The sequence below is a fragment of the Legionella sainthelensi genome (genome assembly GCF_900637685.1).
In the GTDB taxonomy this organism is placed as follows: domain Bacteria; phylum Pseudomonadota; class Gammaproteobacteria; order Legionellales; family Legionellaceae; genus Legionella; species Legionella sainthelensi.
The window spans coordinates 1,525,904-1,544,306 of sequence record NZ_LR134388.1; the positions used below are offsets into that span (position 1 = coordinate 1,525,904).

Below are 18,403 nucleotides of genomic sequence, written 5' to 3' on the forward strand. Positions count from 1 at the left end.
AACGTTGAGAATGTTATGATAGAAATGGATTTCAGTTTTCGCGAAAAGAACATAACCTTAACGCTCTGGGGATTGGGCCTTGTGTGGCCACAATGAACACAGAGCATCTCCTTTAGTGAAAGCCTAGGAACCAGAGTTTCTTTTTCGAACACTAAGCTGCTATTCTGGAAAATTGGAGTTGATTAAATCCGTAAATTCTGAGGCAGGTTTAATCTAAAAATTTAGTTTGCATTACTAGAGGGCTCCTTCAAGGCGATGTGCTTGAAGGATGATATGATGAAGCCACAAACTAATTCTCAATTGGACTAATTTTTATCGCGGAAGATAATGCGGCCCTTAGTTAGGTCATAAGGAGTTAACTCAACCTTGACTTTATCTCCAGTCAAAATTCTTATGTAATTTTTACGCATACGACCAGAAATGTGAGCAGTAATAATATGCCCATTTTCTAATTCAACACGAAACATGGTGTTGGGTAGGGTGTCTATAACAGTACCAGCCATTTCTATATGATCTTCTTTTGCCATAGGTCTCTCAGTGATGTACCAAATTGATAAAGTTTATTATGCATAATTATACATGTACTTGCAGCCATGTATACTGCACTAAAATAAATAAAATGGCAATCTAAGCATATTAAATTTCATGATTAGAATCTATTTTCCTGTGTTAAATGTTTTCTAAATGTAAAAAATTTATCAAACATAGCCAGTAAAATGTTTTTCTTGGCTTGCTTGAGATCGTTGGGGTTTTATGAGTCCTTCTAAATTAAATTCGTGTTTTTGTAATTCTAAGATTAATGTTTTGAAAGGTTCCGCCGTGTGATGTTGTTCAAAAAGTTTTTTCGCAGTATTAATAAATTTTTTCATTTTTTTATCAAACTTTATTTTGTCTAAAGCATATTTTTCTTTAATCTCAGTTGAATCAGCTTTTAGAGGTTCTTGGGGCGGCTTGGGAGCCGTTTTCCATCCTTTCTCAGTGAGTCCAAATCGAATATGTTTCACTATATCTTGTTCTTGACAGTAATAGGAAACAGTAATTAAGCCTGGATAAGTGGAGCTGTCTCTAATTAAAAATACTGCCTTAGATTCTTTTGTTTTTGCATTATGCTGTTCTAGGAGATTATGTATTTGGTAGCTGTTGATTAATCCAAAAATAATCGGGATCTTGGAGTTTGGCTCATTTTTTTGCATTGCTTCCATAAAGTACTCCGGTTTATTAAATCATATTAAAGCTATGCCATAATCAGTAAGTTATGGCAAAAAGGCTGACTATTAGCTACCTTATACAGCCTTCTAATAGTATAGTTCTACTAATTGAAAATATTTGTCGTCAAAAATCGAAATCCCATAGGCCTTGTTTCGTAGGGTTTATTAAAGTCTTTTCTAATAAACATAGAAATGATTTGCGATCAATTATCTTAGCGCCTAAACTTTGTAAATGATTTGTAGGGATTTGACAATCAATAAAATCGAAACTCCAGTTTGTTAACGTTTTACATAAATAATAAAGGGCAATCTTAGAAGCATCCGTCATGTTATGAAACATGGACTCACCAAAAAAAGCCCGTCCTAAATTAATTCCATAAAGACCACCCACAAGATTATTTTCATACCATATTTCAAATGAATGAGCGAACCCTAAAAGATGCAAATTTGTGTAGGCTTCTATCATTTCTTCGGTAATCCAAGTGTTATTAACGCGATTGGAACAAGTAGCGCAAGCGGTAATTACTTGTTTAAATGCGGTATCGATGGTACAGCTAAATCCTTTTGTTAGAGACTTTTTTAAACTTCGAGATAAGTTAAATTCATTAGGAATTAAGATGAGTCTGGGATTAGGTGACCACCAAAGTACTGGCATTTCAGGTTCATACCATGGAAAAATTCCCTGCTTATAAGCCTGGAGTATACGTTGAGGAGATAGATCTCCTCCGACCATCAATAAACCATGATCATCACTATTTTCTGGGTTTGGGAAAGAGTATTGTTCATTATTACTCAACTTAATCTCCTGATCTTTGATTTCTATAAAATTGCATCTTACAGTGATTATAAGCAAGTATTAGGAAGAACACTCTATTGGCATTTTTAAGTACGAATTCGTTGAGTTGAAATGTTTGGTGTCAGATATGAGATCAAAATAATTTATCAGGATTAAGCAGTTACTTATCCAAAAATCAGAGCTTGGGCGTAATCGACCCAAGCTACAATTTGGTGTCTTATTTATTTAAATTTAAATCTAGATATTCTTCTGCATCAAGTGCTGCCATACACCCAAAACCTGCTGAAGTAATGGCTTGACGATAAACATGATCAGCCACATCACCACATGCAAACACTCCGGGGATAGATGTACTAGTGGCCATCCCATCAAGTCCTGATTTAATAACAATATAACCATTATTCATGATGAGTTGATCTTTAAATAAATCAGTATTAGGTGTATGGCCAATGGCGATAAATACACCATCTACATCTAAAGATTCTTTACTATCATTTTGTACATTGCGAATTAAGGCGCCAGTTACTTTTTTACCATCGCCAAGGACTTCTTCCAATGTTGAATTCCATATGATTTTGATATTTCCATTTTGAGTTTTCTCAAAAAGTTTATCTTGAAGAATTTTTTCAGCACGTAGACTATCGCGTCGGTGAACCAAAGTCACAGAAGAAGCAATATTTGATAAATAAAGTGCTTCTTCGACGGCAGTGTTTCCCCCGCCAATAACACAGACTGCTTTATTGCGATAGAAAAAACCATCACAAGTCGCGCAGGCAGAAACGCCTCGCCCTTGATAGGCAGATTCAGATTCCAACCCTAGGTAACGGGCGGAGGCTCCAGTAGCAATAATTAAAGCATCACAAGTATAGGTTTCACTATCGCCTTGAAGAGTAAAAGGTGCTTGTGCTAAATCAGCTTTAACAATATGATCAAAAATGATTTGTGTTTCGAAACGCTCTGCATGTTTTTGCATGCGCTCCATCAGGGCAGGGCCTTGTAATCCCTCAACATCTCCAGGCCAATTATCTACCTCTGTTGTGGTCGTTAATTGACCACCAGGTTGCATGCCGGTGATTAAAACGGGATTAAGATTGGCTCTTGCAGCATAGACAGCGGCGGTATAACCTGCTGGACCTGAACCTAATATGATTAAGCGATGGTGATTGCTTGCGCTCATCTCTCTGCCTTCCTTAATATTTTGTGTTAAGATGGCGAATATTATGATAAAAATAAAGATATGAAAATACCCATGGAAAAACAACGCCCCGGAAAAAAAAATCAAGGAACTAAAAAACACATGCCCAACTATGTCATGAAACGACTCAGTGAGGGGAGTTTTATACTCATTTTAACCAGCGCTCTTTTTGTTCTTTTGTCTTTATTTACCTATAAAATAAGTGATCCTGGCCTATCCCATGCCTCATTGAAGGGCATTGCTGTTGCTAATTCGGGGGGGCAGGTCGGTGCATATGTCGCAGATGCACTTTATTTTACATTCGGATATTTTGCCTATTTAGTACCTATATCTTTTGTTTACATTGCCTGGTTTATTTTACACGATTTCCGCGCGTTAAGAATTCTCGATAAGCGAGTTTTATTGTTGCGTTCTATTGGCTTGATATTTCTTTTTGCAGGTGGTTGTGGTTTATTAAGTTTGCAAGTGGAGATGAGCCAATTAAATTCTCTTCGTGGTCCTGGAGGTTTTATAGGACAGGCAGTAGGTGGTGGTTGGTACCAAATGCTCAATGTCTATGGAGCAAGTCTCGCTTTATTAGCAATACTTTTAGTGGGTACGACTTGGTTCACTGGTTTGTCTTGGATAAATGCGATTGAGGTAATCGGTTTTTATACGTTATTTGTCGTAAATTATGTGACCAAAATCCTACAAAAAGCAGGGCTGTTCATCAAATCGCAGATTGATAAAAATAAAACAAAAAAGGCAACAAAGATTCTGAATGCACCTCGTGAGAAACCTGCACCTAAATTATTTAAACCCAAAGTAGTGACTGAAAAAGAAACAATTGTAGCTACCCCTGTTTTAATGTCCAATGAAGCAAAGCCTGAAATTATTAAACCTACTAAAGAAATAAAAGAAATTCGGCCTCCTAAAGTGAGTACTTCAGGCGATTTGCCTTCGCTTAGCTTGTTAGATAAAGGGCAGCCTGGCAAACCTATGGGGGGATATACGCACCAGGAGTTAGAAAATTTATCACGTGAAGTGGAGCAACATTTATTAGATTTTGGCATTCAGGCGGGAGTGGTTGCTGTACATCCAGGTCCTGTGGTTACTCGTTTTGAATTGCAATTGGCTGCCGGAGTAAAAGTCAGTAAATTAACTGCTTTAGCTAAAGATTTAGCCCGTTCTTTGTCGGTAATTTCGGTACGTGTTGTTGAAGTTATTCCTGGTAAGACTGTAGTTGGTATCGAGTTACCTAATCATTCACGCGAAGTTGTTCGGTTGTCTGATGTTTTATCGGCTGATGTGTATCAGCAGGCGCATTCGCCTGTCAGCATGGCTTTAGGAGTTGATATTGCAGGCCATCCAGTCGTGGTCGATTTGGCAAAAATGCCTCATTTACTTGTAGCCGGTACCACAGGCTCAGGTAAATCTGTAGGAATAAACGCCATGATTTTAAGTATCTTGTTTAAAGCGACCCCTGAGCAAGTGCGCTTGATTATGGTTGATCCTAAAATGCTCGAGTTATCAGTGTATGATGGTATTCCCCATTTATTAACTCCAGTAGTTACTGATATGAAAGAAGCTGCTAGTGCTTTACGTTGGTGTGTTGAGGAGATGGAGCGACGTTATAAGCTAATGGCTGCATTAGGGGTAAGAAATTTAGCCGGTTTCAACGCTAAAATTAATGAATGTATTGCTAATGGTCAACCTTTAGTGAATCCTTTATGGAAGCCTACTGATTCAATGGATGAGGTAGCTCCAGAATTGGAACCCTTGCCCTGTATTGTAGTCATGATTGATGAACTTGCAGATATGATGATGGTTGTAGGTAAGAAAGTAGAGCAATTAATTGCTCGTATTGCGCAGAAAGCTCGAGCTGCAGGAATTCATATGATTCTTGCTACCCAAAGACCTTCTGTAGATGTTTTAACCGGTCTCATCAAATCAAATATTCCAACGCGAATGTCTTTCCAAGTTTCGTCAAAAATTGATTCTCGAACTATATTAGATCAGCAAGGTGCCGAGCAATTATTGGGACACGGAGATATGTTATACTTAGCACCAGGTAGCGGTGCTCCTTTACGGGTACATGGCGCCTTTGTTGATGATAAGGAAGTACATCGTATAGCGGATGATTGGCGAGCTCGTGGCGAACCTGATTACATCGATGCTATTCTAAAAATGCCTGGAGAAGGAAATGAAGGCGGTTCTGATGAAGAAGGTCAAGCAGAAGATGATGATCCTCTTTATGACCAAGCTGTAGAGTTTGTCATTCAAACACGTAAGGCAAGTATCTCTGCAGTACAAAGACGTTTGAAAATAGGTTATAACCGAGCAGCACGAATGATTGAAGAAATGGAGCGTGTAGGAATTGTTGGACCCTTAGAAGGGGGATATCGAGATGTCTTAGTGACATCAGTGACAGAGGATTAACTATGAAAAAAATATTGAGTGCATTGTTATTAAGTATCTCTACAGCGGTATTTTGTCAAACACCAGGCGAATTATTACAGGCGAAACTTAATGGAATTCGTGCAATGACTGCCAATTTCAAACAATCAGTGAAAGCAAAACATCGAGTCGTATCGCGCTCATCGGGTACAATGGCTTTGCAAAGACCAGGGCGATTTCGTTGGCAAACAGCGCAACCGATGGCACAGCTGATGGTTGCTGATGGTCAAAAAATTTGGGTTTATGATAAAGATTTAGAACAAGTAACGGTTAAAAAACAAAGTAAAGGTTTAGGGGGGACGGCTGCTTTATTCTTAAGTGGTTATGACGATACAGTCACTCGAGATTTTAATGTATCTCAAAATGAAATGGGTGGTGAATTAGTTTTTGATTTGAAATCAAAATCTTCTAAGGCAAGTTTTCAACGAATTAAATTGAGTTTTAGACAAGATCTCTTAACAGGATTAGAACTTTATGATCAATTAGGACAAGTAACTACTGTTCAATTATCTCAAATTAAATTGAACCCTAAATTGGCTTCCAATATGTTTCAATTCAAAACACCTAAAGGGGTGGATGTGGTTCAACAATGACTTTGTTTCAGGAAAAACCTAAACCACCATTGGCAGAACTTTTAAGACCCAAGAGTCTCAATGAGGTGATTGGGCAAAGCCATTTATTAGGCGAGGGTAAATCTTTAAAATTAAGCTTTGCAGGAAAAAAACCTCACTCCATGATTTTATGGGGCCCACCTGGAGTTGGCAAAACAACAATTGCCCGTGTTGCCGCAGATACTTTTGATTGTGAATGGATAGCACTATCGGCAGTTTTTTCGGGAGTGAAAGACATTCGTGCTGCGATCGAAAAAGCACAAGAAAACTTAATTTATGGTAAACATACCTTATTGTTTATTGATGAAATTCATCGCTTTAATAAAGCACAACAAGATGCATTATTACCCTATACAGAATCAGGCTTAGTTACTTTTATAGGTGCTACAACGGAAAACCCTTCGTTCGAAGTTAACTCTGCTTTACTTTCTCGAGCCCAGGTATACGTTTTAAAACCATTAACGGATGACGAATTACGGCAATTATTCCAAAAAGCGCATCAAGCAGTTTTATCCCTTCTTCAATTTGATGAAGATGCTATAGAAATGATTATCGGGTTTGCTGACGGAGACGCTAGACGATTGTTAAATACTCTGGAACAATTAGAAACTGCATGTACTGCAATGAATACTGAACATGTAACCAAAGAATTTGTTATAAACTCTTTGGCAAAAAATACGCGACGTTTTGATAAAGGTGGAGAAAATTTTTACGATCAAATTTCTGCATTGCACAAATCGGTGCGAGGTTCTCATCCTGATGCGGCACTTTATTGGCTATGTCGCATGTTAGATGGAGGAGTAGATCCTCTATATTTAGCACGACGTATTTTAAGAATGGCGTGGGAGGATATTGGTTTGGCTGATCCACGGGCAATACAAATTGCTAATGATGCTGTCACAACATACGAACGTCTTGGCTCTCCCGAAGGAGAACTTGCATTGGGACAAGCAGTTATTTATCTGTCCGTAGCCGCGAAAAGTAATGCGGGTTATATGGCTTTTAATCAAGCAATGGATTTTGTAAAACAGGACAAATCTCAAGAAGTACCTATCCATTTACGTAATGCACCAACTCGATTGTTAAAAAAACTTGGCTATGGCAAAGAGTATCGTTATGCACATGATGAGCCCTATGCTTATGCTTCTGGGGAATACTATTTGCCTGAAGGAATGGAAGAGCCGGAATGGTATAAACCAGTTGAACGCGGTTTAGAGATAAAAATCGCTGAGAAACTCGCTTTTTTAAGATCATTGGATAAAAAAAATAATTAAATACAGTAATATCGTTATTAGAAATAGTAGTCAATTTTCAATGTTGAACAATCAGTTGAATTTATACTTCCCATACAATTGTGTTGACAATGAAAATCATAATTCATTAAGGTTTGTTCCATGTCTAGGCATTTAGATATCCCAAGTTCCAACTCCTCAAAAGAACTCATAAAGCTAATTTTAAAATATAATGAAATTTCTGATAAAGAAGAAAATGTCGAATTAAAAAAGCTATTTTATCTACAAAAAATTAATTACTTAACTCAATTCAGTACAATCAATAAAGTAATTCAATGGAGAAATCAACCCGACAAAAATGGATTAGAGAGTCATTTACAAAAATATGGAATACATCGTGATTCATCAAAATTATTGCAAAGTATTGAATTTGCCAATGCTGTATATCGCGTTTTTTCTCCATTAAGTCCTTTACAAGCCACATCGCAAACAGGCTTCTATAAAGCAATGCAAGAGCGCGATCAACTATTTACAGACGATTCCACTCAGGAAAATATTGCGAAATATATTGAGTATAATCAAACCATAAAAGCTTATTATCAACAGAATCACCAATTACAAGAAAAAATTCAAAGGCATATGCATTATTTATCACTTGTTTATGCAAAAGTTGATGCCATACAGGGATTTGTCCATGAAGCGTTTGATGAATATGAAACCACAGCTCTTGGTAATTCCGAGAGCAACAATAAGAACTTTACTTTTCATATTGAAGGTGAACCAGTAAGCACCGTAATCCGAGTAGAAGATCGGAATACGATTGGTAAAGAACAACAATTGCAAACACATCAAGTAAGTGAATATTTCTCTGAAGATTATGTAACGATTATGGTTCCCTTTTGGAATGAGGATGACGAAACAATGTATCAACCCGTCGTGATTAGTGAGTTCGTAGCACAAGGAGATTTAGCTCGTTATGCTGAAAGACTGAAGGGTAGAGATCCAAAAGAAATTTTGGAGCAAACACGGAAGTTTATGGCAAAGCTCAGCGATTTTTGTGTCCAATTGATAGACTCAGGGCATTATCATCCTGATATTAAATTATCCAATTTCTTAACTGATGGTGAGCGACTTATTGTTAGTGATAGAAAAACAGTCACTGATAAAAGAGATCCAAAAGTAAATGAAATTTCCAGTTCTCCTGCTTATGGAGCGCCCGAGTATCAAAATTGTCTTAGATCGGCTAGTATCGGCCTCAATTTTAAAGCATTTATTACAAAACTAGATATGCCTTCTTATATGTCTTTTCAAGTAGGTACGGCTTTAAAAGAGTTTATGCTCAAAAGTAATCTTATACCTTATAACGCGGAAAGTGAAAAAGACTTTGAGGAAAAGTTTGTTAAATGGCAATTATTAAGTAAATTTGTAAAGTCTCAACCCGCAATATACGAGGCAACGAATCTATCATTACTTGTTCAAGAATTAACTCGAGAAAATTCAAAAGATCGGCTATCTATCAAACATTTTCAAACATTATTAGAGAAGGTAGCATTCTCACCCGATATGTTTCTACATGAGATAGAAAAATTATCTCCTGCACCTAAATTAAGCACTTATGAAGATATAAAATTAATTCAAACAATTTTAACTGCAGATAGTCTAAATATTAAATTAGAAGCAAAACTAGAGCAAATGGTGCCAGCTCATTTAGAAAAATCACTTCAAGATCCGAGGCTTAATTCAGCGTTATTGTTCAAAGGCAAAGCACTTACTCATGTGAATCAATATTTGAACGTTTTAGATAAAGCATTACTAGTCAAAGATTTAGAAAACGCCAATAACTTTAGATGGTTTCTTCATATAGTTTCTCTTGGATTTTTTAGGGTGCCGAGGGTTAGTCGTATTAATGATATGAAAGATAATTTACCTAAGATGACTAAAATAACGCAGGCATGTTTTCATTTAAGCGAATTGGCAGGTAATAAAATTTTTCCAGGGCTTGATGCAAACAAAAGTGCTTTATTTCAAGAGCTTCGTGTGTTTAAACAAAACGTGGTGAAACAAGCATCAACAAAGGTTGAGGAATCTAACCGCCACCACCTGAATAAATCAGAAAATAGTAATTCATATGGAGTTCTTGATGATATATGTGATGTGATAATTCATGATACAGATACAAATGAAGCGTGTGATATGCCTCTTTATGATATGGATGAAAAAAAAATAGATAAGGGTATAAAGAAAACAAAGACTTCGCTTAAGGATAAAACTTCTTTAGAACAGCCACTACCTGACCAATCTATTACTAGGGTACCTCTAAATGTAGACGACATAGTGAATACAATTAAACGAGGTAATAAAATTAAACATGGCTTAATTTCAATAAAAAAAACTGTTGTTCAAGAAGCGTTTGGAAAAGAGAATCGACGAAGCTTTAGTTGAAAAATACTGAAATATTTATGGATTATAATTAATTAGATAATTTTTAGATATTCTCATTTGGATCTAAATTTGTTAGAGTCAATCTATTAATTATAATAATTTCATCTAGCATGCATTATTCTAATTACCAAACTTGTGCTGTAAAACCGCAAATACCTCTTTCTGAGTGGGATATTCTATCGAGTTTGCCTACGGCTTTAGTCATTATTAATTCTCAAGGGCGAATTGTTTGGTTAAACCCACCTGCCGAAGCGATGCTAGGTTATGGGTTACTCGGTTCTTTATGGCTGGATGTGATTCTGCGGGCGTTTGTCCCGCGTGTTGATGATGGTCATGAAGTTTCTCTAGCGGACGGACGGCGCGTTCATGTAGCAGTTGCTACTTTGGATAGTTTGCCTGGTATTCTGGTTAGTTTAACAGATATTACGGCAACACGAGATTATGAGAAAGCAAAGGAAAATGAAAAGCGTTTAGTTTCTATTGGTACAATGACAGCTCAGTTAGCCCATCAAATCAGGACACCTCTAGCTTCCGCTATGTTGTATACAGAACATTTGAATAATCTTCTTGATTTGGATTCTCGTACTCAAAGTTGGATTCTGAGATTGCAAGAATGCCATAGTAGTATTGAACAACAAATTCAGGATTTATTATTATTTGCTCGCGGCACTACCATCGAACCAACACGCATGGATGTAACCGATTGGTGTTCTTTACTGGTTCAACGTGCTCAACCTTATGTTTTGGCCCGAGGAGTATCGTTTAATGTGAATAACCAACTTATCACATGTGAGGCATTAATCCATGGGGAGTCACTCCTTGGCGCAGTTTTAAACTTAGTGATCAATTCATTACAATCAGAGGCAACAGAAATTAATTTAACACTTGCATCTACTGACAATTCAGGTATACAAATAACTGTAGAGGATAATGGAAAAGGGATGACAGAAGAGGTGAAGAACCAGGCTTTTTCACCTTTTTATACTACAAAAGCTCAAGGCAACGGTCTGGGTTTGGCAGTTGTTTATGCCGTAGTAAAAGCACATGGTGGTCAAGTGAGTTTGGAGTCTACGGAAGGAATTGGCACACAAGTTAATTTGTTTTTACCCTAGGAGGGGTACTAACTTTTAGAAAAGGAAATCTTATGAGTCATGTTTTAATCGTTGAAGATGATCCGGTATTAAGGGAAGCTCTGGCTGAAACAATGACTATTTCTGGCCATACCTATATTACAGCCAAAAATGGAAAGGAAGCTTTAGTTCTTCTTGAAATCCATAATCCATCCGTTGTTTTATCCGATATTCGCATGGATGAAATGGATGGAAATCAGTTATTATCAGAAATCCAAAAAAAAAGACCCGGATTGCCGGTTATTTTAATGACTGCTTATGGTTCCGTTCAAGACGCAGTGACGGCTATTCATCATGGTGCTGTAGATTATTTACAAAAACCTTTTAGTGCCCAAGTATTAACTGAAAAAATCAATCAATACATTAAAGTTGAATTTGATGAAAATACTGGAGAACCCATAGCCCAAGATCCAAAAAGCCAGGCATTATTGTCTATGGCATTAAAAGTTGCTCAATCTGATGTAGGAGTCATGATCAGTGGTGAAAGCGGAACTGGGAAAGAAGTGTTGGCTCATTTTATCCATGATCATTCCCCGCGAAAAAAACAACCCTTCATTGCAATTAATTGTGCAGCAATTCCTGAACAAATGCTTGAAGCAACCTTATTTGGTTATGAAAAAGGTTCATTTACTGGAGCATATAAATCTACTCCAGGAAAATTTGAGCAAGCGCAAGGTGGAACTTTGCTTTTAGATGAAGTGAGCGAGATGCCTTTAAGTTTGCAAGCGAAATTGCTTCGTGTGTTACAAGAGAAAGAGGTTGAGCGCATTGGTGCTAACAAAACAATAAATCTTGATGTGCGTATTTTGGCTACAACAAATAGACTACTTAAAGATGAGGTGAAAGCCGGGCGTTTTCGAGAAGATCTGTTCTATCGTTTGAATGTTTTTCCCTTGCAATGGCATCCACTGCGGGAGAGAAAAAATGATATTATTCCTTTAGCCAATTATTTAACGCGTAAACATTGCCAACATAAGCAACCGGTAGTTCCGGTAATTAGTCCTGCTGCGCAAAAGCTGATGTTAGCTTATCCGTGGCCAGGAAATGCAAGAGAACTTGATAACGTCATTCAAAGGGCATTGGTGTTGCAAACACAAGGTATTATCGAAGCGGAACATTTACAATTATCCTTAAATGCCCCTTTGGTTCCAGATACAAGTTCAACAGCACACAGTAAAAACTTACAAGTCCATGAATTTGAATTGATCGAGAAAACATTATTGGAAAATGAAGGTAACAGACAAAAAGTAGCTGCTTTATTAGGAGTAAGCGAGCGAACTTTACGTTATAAATTAGCGAAAATGCGTGAGGAAGGTTACACTGTATAAAGCTTAAAAAGTAGTATGAGCAAGAAAGCAATGGTATAGTAAAACAATTAATGAGTAACCGAATCACAAGCGTGAGTAAAGTATTTAAACGAATCTGGATGTATTTAGCAGTCTTCATTATTTTTATGGCTGTTTTCTCCAGCATTTTCCGTGCACTGACTCCATGGGCGAAAGAGTATAAAGGAGAGATTGAACAACATTTATCCCTTCTTCTTGGCCAGCCAGTTACCATTCAGACTATAGAGACAGGATGGTATTGGTTTCATCCTGTACTTAAATTAAATCAAGTGACTTTAGGCGATGACGCAAATAATAATTTTCATGTCAATAAATTATTAGTAGGGATTAATCTATTCAAATCTTTATGGAATTGGCAAATACAGCCAGGTGTTCTTTATATTGATGATATGCATCTTAATCTCAGAGAAAAAGATGCTCATTGGACTATTGATGGTATTACTACTAATGCGCTCAATAGCGATATGACCCCCGAAAAAACCAAACAAATTTTAGTTTGGTTATCACAACAAGAACGTTTAATTATTAAACATGTTTCAGCTTATTTTTATTTTAGCGATGGGGGATTGATTCCAGTCGATGGATTAAATGTATCCGTTGCCAATAGCGGTGGACATTATAAATTTAAGGGAGGAGCTAGACTCGCCCAAACGAACAGTACTGATTTTCAGCTATTAGGAGATGGATATTTTGATCCGGATCATTTTGAGGAGATAAAAGGCCGGTTTTATTTCTCAGCTAAAAATATTGTACCTGCTCAATGGCAAAGTTTGTTTCCTCAAGCAACAGAACACTTGGAAGGGGGTAAAGGGAACATTGCTGTATGGGTTGATATGCGCCATGGTTCGATTACTTCGGTACAAGCACAGGTGGATTTTAAACGCTTGGCTTGGCGTCTATTACGTAATCAACAAAGCCAATTGGTTCAGTCTTTTTTTGCTAACTTATCCTGGAACCCTGATAATCTGGGATGGCAATTGCTTGCTGATCACATTCAATTGCGTATGGGAGGAATAAGTTGGCCTGAAAATCAGCTATTACTTAAATACAAGAAAGAGCAACAAAGTTATCAATTATTTGTGAAGTCAATTATTATTGAGTCCCTACTGTCTCATGCAATTGACTGGCCTAAAAGTATGCAAGCTCTGTTGGATATGAAACCTCAGGGAGTCTTGCACGATTCTCAGATCATGATTACTGCGAATGCCAATCTTTCAAGTATTCCTCCTATCCCAAATTTTAATACGTTGAGCGTAGGTGCAGATACGTTACCTCAAATAGAACTTGCAGGGGTTAATGAGAACAAGAAAAATACTCAAGATAGTTTACAAGAAGATGGTAATGAAATAGTTTTTAATGATTATTCCATTAATTATATTTTAACACGTTTCGAACAGCTGGGATGGAGTGCCAAAGATTCTATTCCTGAAGTACATAATCTTTCAGGCGTGATTAATTGGCAACCAGACGAAGGACGTTTAGAGCTTGACTCCGAGAACACTTCCATACAGGTAAATGGTTATCCAGAACAAAATTTATCATTACTCAATGGCGCTTTTGATTGGAAAAACTTGAATGACGGTTTGCGTATTAGCATAGATAGGTTTGTTTTTAGTCAGCCCGAGTTGACTATGAGCATGCAGGGCGTTGTCGATCAGGTAAGTCGTGAATCTATAGGTCATATTCGTTTGGGCGCCGAATTTTCTGGGAAAAATTGGCAGCAATGGGTTGCTTTTCTTCCTAAAGAATATTTAAAACCCAAATTATATCTTTGGTTAAAAAATGATTTAAAACGCATTTCTGAAGCGAGTGGTCAAATTAGGGTTAATGGCTTAGCGAAAGATTTTCCTTTTGATGATAATACAGGTGAATTTACTATAGACAGCTTTGCGAGTGGAGGAGAGCTTGCAATCAATTCTAAATGGCAAGTGATTAAAGACATCGATGGCTATATTCACCTCAATAAGCGTAATTTAAATATTGATATAGCTCATGCTAATTTTCAGGGTGTTGTGGCCAAACAAATGCATTTGCGTATTGATGATATAGGGAAGAATAAAGAAAATTTGATTGTTACTGGAAAAATTAATGCATCAGTTCAAAAAATGATGAATTATATTATGGCTTCTCCTCTCAAGAAAAAACTTTCTCTTTTGAAAATGTTGTCTGTTAAGGGAACTGCATTGCTTAATTTAAGGGTAGAGGCTCCTTTATACCCTGAAAATGATACGGTGCTTGCTCTGGGAAATGCGATTTTTAAAAATAATACCATCACTGTAAATCATAAATTAAGCAAGTTTACTGTTAAGAATTTATCAGGTGAATTAATGTTTAATGAAACAGGGGTCACTGATAGTTCTATGTCTGCTGACATTCTTGAAAATCCAATGAAAATTAAAGTTCAATCTATTAAACAGCCAAAACCAGCTACAACGATTACTGTAAATGGAAAATGTAGCGTTGATTCTTTAAAGGATCAATTTAAATTACCTATTTTTGCTTTAGCTGATGGTTCTTTTTTAGTGAATGCAGAATTAAAACTCACGGATAAACCTTCCGAAGCAGACAGTATTAATTTAAGCAGCTCTTTGGAGGGATTAGCGATTCATTTACCTGCACCTTTAGGAAAAGAGGCAGATGACAAAACCCCTCTAAACTTAAATATTGATTTTAATGAAAGAGAATCAATGCGTTTAAGAGGAAATTATGATGTACGACTCAGTGCCGATCTATTGTTTAAAAACGAAAAACAGGGGTTGGCTTTTAGTTCAGGACAGTTACGCTTGGGAAGTGCAAATGCGGTAAATCAGAATTTACCTGGGCTTTCACTAGTAGGTTCGTTAAAAGGTTTTGATTTACATGATTGGAAGGATATATATACACGGTTTTCTACAACACAAACGAATACATCTTTATTAAATAAACTACGTATCATTAATATAACCATTGATAAATTTAGCTTTTTAAAACAACAGTTCAATGCAATGGCTGTTAAAGCAAAAATACTGCCAAATAAGGATTGGTCTTTTAGTTTAAAGCAAAAAATGATTGCTGCCGATTTGGTTTATCATGCACCAACCGACGAGTTGAGTGGCCATGTCCAGTATTTGAATTTAGATAAAATCTATGTTGCTGATAAGGATTATGTTGATTCAGTACAAATTCACCCACATCAAATTCCAAATCTCAATTTGCGTATTGATAACTTATCAGTGAATAAATTACAAATTGGTAATGTTACTATGAAAAGTCAGTCCAGTGTTGGAAAATGGACAATAAATTATTGCCGAATTGATTCTCCAGTTTATCAGTTTGATGTTCAGGGCGAGTGGACCGAAAAAAATAAAGTTAATCAAACAAAACTCGATGTTAAATTAAACATGACGCAACTATCAAAAACTTTAGAGCGCTGGAATATTACTCCTGCAGTCCATGCTAAAAAAGGTTATATGGAGTTTCACGGGGGTTGGAAAAATAGAATATATAACTTTTCTCTTGCCTCATTAAATGGAGAGATGTATCTCCAACTTAAAAATGGAAGGATTACTCATTTAAGTAAGGCAACTGAAGAAAAATTAGGTTTAGGCAAGCTATTAAGTATTTTGAGTTTACAGACCATTCCTCGTCGATTGCAATTGGATTTTAGTGATTTGTCTCATCAAGGATATAGCTTTGACATTTTTCAGGGAAATTTTATCATTAATGATGGAATCATGAGCACCCAAGACAGTTATTTGGATGGCCCAGTTGCTTATGCCGGTATGAAAGGAGATTTAAATTTACCCAAGCATACTTACAATTTGAACTTAAAGATCTCACCCCATATAACTGCAAGTTTACCAGTTGTCGCGACCATTGCAGGCGGTCCTGTTGCTGGTGTTGCAGCATGGGTTGCGAATAATATTATAAGTCAAAGTATGCAAAAAATTTCTGGGTACAGTTATAAAATATCAGGGCCATGGAATGAGCCTGTGATTCAGCAGCTTAGCATGGTGAAGAAATTAATGAAGAGGGTTGTGGACTAACTTAATAGTAATAGGACGAATACTCTACCATTCAAAAATGAAGACATAATGTTTCATCTTATATTTGATCGTTACTGGGATATCTGTTTATTAAAGGAAAGCCCTGAAAATACTTCTTATTCTATTTCTCGAATGGTTTTGAGTGGTTTTTTTTTGGCTTTGCTTATCATGATTGAATGGGACCTTACTTCTTTTAAATCTTCCGATGATGTAGTGAGTAGTGCACTTATTTCTATCTTCTTGATTTTTTCTGACGTAATTTATACCTATCTGGTTTTGTCCTTTAAGGGATTTGCAGCAAGACTTGTACAAGTTGTTACTTCATTATTTGTTATCAACATTATCATTCATCTACTAGTTCTTCCATTGTTGTTGATTGCGCCGTATTTATCTCAGTTTCATTTAAGAACTCCTTTATTTTTATTTCTGGGCATTATTTATTTATTTTTAAGTTTAGGGTTATCAGTTTGGCAATTTGTTATTACAGCTAATATTTATAAATTTGCATTAAATGTGACGATGATTCAAGCTGTATTAACTGCTTTTGGTTTAGTTGCTGTTAATATTTTGACGGTTTCTTTATTACAATGAGATTAGGATTATTATGCATTTACATATATTAGGTATCAGTGGAACATTTATGAGTGCACTTGCTTTGCTTGCTCGTGAAGCAGGGCATAAAGTTACTGGCAGCGATGCTGATTGTTATCCGCCTGTCAGTGATTTACTTGCGGCAAAAGGCATAGATTGGACTGAAGGTTATGTGGATACGCGTTATGCATTGCAGGCTGATTTAATTATTGTAGGTAATGCAATTAAAAGAGGAATGCCTGTACTTGAGGCTGTTCTGGAGTCAGGAAAACCTTATACTTCAGGGCCTCAATGGCTCGCTGAAAACATTTTATCCAATTATCAAGTGATTGCTGTTTCAGGAACGCATGGAAAAACAACAACTACTTCTATGATTGCTTGGATTTTACATCAAGCAGGATTGAATCCTGGCTTTTTGATTGGTGGAGTATCATCAGATTTTAAAACCAGTGCGTGTTTAGGTCCAGGAAAATGGTTTGTTATTGAAGCAGACGAATATGACAGTGCTTTTTTTGATAAACGCCCTAAATTTATGCATTATCGACCAAGAATAGCTATTTTAAACAATTTAGAGTTTGATCATGCGGATATTTATCCTGATCTTGCCGCAATTCAATTGCAGTTTCATTATCTACTAAGAACGATACCTGCAAGTGGTGTTGCGATCAAACCTTGTCATGACAAGGCGTTAAATGAAGTAATTGCACGAGGCCAATACTCACGAATTGAAGAGCTTTCTTTGGATGGGAATGCTCAGTGGTCTGCAAAATTACTTGAAGAGAATGGTTCATCATTTAAAGTAGTGCATCTGGGAAAAGAGGTTGCGCAAGTGAATTGGCCCTTAATTGGCCGTTTTAATGTGGAAAATGGTTTAGCAGCGCTTGCTGCGAGCGTAAATGCAGGAGTGAACCCAGAAGTTGCTGCTGAAGCTTTGGAACGTTTTACGCCCGTGAAACGACGATTGGAAGTTCGTTCCACTAAGCATGGTATTACAGTCTATGATGATTTTGCTCATCATCCTACCGCCATAATGCGCACTGTTGATGCTTTAAAACGAAGTAATAGACATCAACGAATTTTTGCAGTTTTGGAGTTTGCCTCTTATACCATGCGTACAGGCGTTCATGCCGCAGAAATGGCACACGCTTTGGAATCAGTTCATGGTGCTTATGTTTTGGAGCCTCAAGATTTTGATTTACATAAAACCCTGGATCATTGGACCTGCCCTTATACCATTTGTAAAAGCCATGATGATATTGTTCATGAAGTCTCAAAAACAGTACAAGCAGGAGATGCTGTATTGGTTATGAGTAACCGTGGTTTTAACGGTATTCATCAAAAGCTAATTACGTCAATTGATGAGCGTTTTGCGATGTAGTGTTATTGGGGAA

Annotated in this window: 13 protein-coding genes; 9 read left to right on the plus strand and 4 right to left on the minus strand. The window is 36.8% G+C overall.

Translation table 11 applies throughout. The features are described 5' to 3' along the window. Positions 1–305 precede the first annotated feature (305 nt). From infA to trxB, 4 genes are all read right to left on the minus strand, one after another. A complete protein-coding gene (gene infA / locus EL220_RS06815; RefSeq protein ID WP_003636112.1) occupies positions 306–527 on the minus strand; it encodes a translation initiation factor IF-1 in 222 nt (73 codons plus the stop codon). Positions 528–698: 171 nt separating this feature from the next. Continuing rightward, positions 699–1,202, minus strand: a complete 504-nt coding sequence (locus EL220_RS06820) for an SH2 domain-containing protein (RefSeq protein ID WP_027270182.1) — start codon at positions 1,200–1,202, stop codon at positions 699–701. Positions 1,203–1,332: 130 nt separating this feature from the next. Further along, the gene (aat, locus tag EL220_RS06825) at positions 1,333–1,941 is read right to left on the minus strand and encodes a leucyl/phenylalanyl-tRNA--protein transferase (RefSeq protein WP_414092923.1); all 609 of its coding nucleotides are present in this window, start codon (positions 1,939–1,941) and stop codon (positions 1,333–1,335) included. 280 nt (positions 1,942–2,221) lie between these two features. Next, positions 2,222–3,181: a thioredoxin-disulfide reductase gene (gene trxB, locus EL220_RS06830; RefSeq protein WP_027270180.1), complete on the minus strand. Its 960-nt coding sequence runs from the start codon at positions 3,179–3,181 to the stop codon at positions 2,222–2,224. Between the two features lie 72 nt (positions 3,182–3,253). On the opposite strand from trxB, the gene EL220_RS06835 reads away from it, so the two are divergent. The 9 genes from EL220_RS06835 to mpl all read left to right on the plus strand — a co-directional run bounded on the left by EL220_RS06835 (position 3,254) and on the right by mpl (position 18,390). Beyond that, positions 3,254–5,617 (plus strand): DNA translocase FtsK, encoded by a 2,364-nt coding sequence (locus EL220_RS06835; protein ID WP_027270179.1) that lies wholly within the window; start codon positions 3,254–3,256, stop codon positions 5,615–5,617. 2 nt (positions 5,618–5,619) lie between these two features. Then, positions 5,620–6,228 carry an outer membrane lipoprotein periplasmic chaperone LolA gene (gene lolA / locus EL220_RS06840; RefSeq protein ID WP_027270178.1) on the plus strand — a complete coding sequence of 203 codons (609 nt, stop codon included), beginning with the start codon at positions 5,620–5,622 and terminating at the stop codon, positions 6,226–6,228. Beyond that, positions 6,225–7,520, plus strand: coding sequence for a replication-associated recombination protein A (locus EL220_RS06845; RefSeq protein WP_027270177.1), 1,296 nt, complete (start codon positions 6,225–6,227; stop codon positions 7,518–7,520). Before lolA ends, EL220_RS06845 begins: the two co-directional genes overlap by 4 nt. A 120-nt stretch (positions 7,521–7,640) precedes the next feature. Continuing rightward, entirely contained in the window at positions 7,641–9,920 is a 2,280-nt protein-coding gene (locus EL220_RS06850; protein ID WP_027270176.1) for a hypothetical protein, read from the plus strand. Between the two features lie 110 nt (positions 9,921–10,030). Beyond that, positions 10,031–11,032: a sensor histidine kinase gene (locus tag EL220_RS06855; RefSeq protein WP_027270175.1), complete on the plus strand. Its 1,002-nt coding sequence runs from the start codon at positions 10,031–10,033 to the stop codon at positions 11,030–11,032. A 32-nt stretch (positions 11,033–11,064) separates the two neighbouring features. Continuing rightward, positions 11,065–12,378 (plus strand): sigma-54-dependent transcriptional regulator, encoded by a 1,314-nt coding sequence (locus tag EL220_RS06860; RefSeq protein WP_027270174.1) that lies wholly within the window; start codon positions 11,065–11,067, stop codon positions 12,376–12,378. Between the two features lie 50 nt (positions 12,379–12,428). Further along, on the plus strand, positions 12,429–16,421 hold the full coding sequence (locus EL220_RS06865; RefSeq protein WP_027270173.1) for a YhdP family phospholipid transporter: 3,993 nt from the start codon (positions 12,429–12,431) through the stop codon (positions 16,419–16,421). 48 nt (positions 16,422–16,469) lie between these two features. Beyond that, positions 16,470–17,012, plus strand: coding sequence for a hypothetical protein (locus EL220_RS06870; protein ID WP_027270172.1), 543 nt, complete (start codon positions 16,470–16,472; stop codon positions 17,010–17,012). Between the two features lie 13 nt (positions 17,013–17,025). Further along, on the plus strand, positions 17,026–18,390 hold the full coding sequence (gene mpl, locus EL220_RS06875; protein ID WP_027270171.1) for a UDP-N-acetylmuramate:L-alanyl-gamma-D-glutamyl-meso-diaminopimelate ligase: 1,365 nt from the start codon (positions 17,026–17,028) through the stop codon (positions 18,388–18,390). The last annotated feature ends 13 nt before the right edge of the window (positions 18,391–18,403 follow it).

Bases quoted from the DNA above. Each gene is read 5' to 3' on its own strand.
- infA (WP_003636112.1), bottom strand. From the start codon at position 527: ATGGCAAAAGAAGATCATATAGAAATGGCTGGTACTGTTATAGACACC.
- EL220_RS06820 (WP_027270182.1), bottom strand. From the start codon at position 1,202: ATGGAAGCAATGCAAAAAAATGAGCCAAACTCCAAGATCCCGATTATT.
- aat (WP_414092923.1), bottom strand. From the start codon at position 1,941: ATGGTCGGAGGAGATCTATCTCCTCAACGTATACTCCAGGCTTATAAG.
- trxB (WP_027270180.1), bottom strand. From the start codon at position 3,181: ATGAGCGCAAGCAATCACCATCGCTTAATCATATTAGGTTCAGGTCCA.
- EL220_RS06835 (WP_027270179.1), top strand. From the start codon at position 3,254: ATGGAAAAACAACGCCCCGGAAAAAAAAATCAAGGAACTAAAAAACAC.
- lolA (WP_027270178.1), top strand. From the start codon at position 5,620: ATGAAAAAAATATTGAGTGCATTGTTATTAAGTATCTCTACAGCGGTA.
- EL220_RS06845 (WP_027270177.1), top strand. From the start codon at position 6,225: ATGACTTTGTTTCAGGAAAAACCTAAACCACCATTGGCAGAACTTTTA.
- EL220_RS06850 (WP_027270176.1), top strand. From the start codon at position 7,641: ATGTCTAGGCATTTAGATATCCCAAGTTCCAACTCCTCAAAAGAACTC.
- EL220_RS06855 (WP_027270175.1), top strand. From the start codon at position 10,031: ATGCATTATTCTAATTACCAAACTTGTGCTGTAAAACCGCAAATACCT.
- EL220_RS06860 (WP_027270174.1), top strand. From the start codon at position 11,065: ATGAGTCATGTTTTAATCGTTGAAGATGATCCGGTATTAAGGGAAGCT.
- EL220_RS06865 (WP_027270173.1), top strand. From the start codon at position 12,429: ATGAGTAACCGAATCACAAGCGTGAGTAAAGTATTTAAACGAATCTGG.
- EL220_RS06870 (WP_027270172.1), top strand. From the start codon at position 16,470: ATGTTTCATCTTATATTTGATCGTTACTGGGATATCTGTTTATTAAAG.
- mpl (WP_027270171.1), top strand. From the start codon at position 17,026: ATGCATTTACATATATTAGGTATCAGTGGAACATTTATGAGTGCACTT.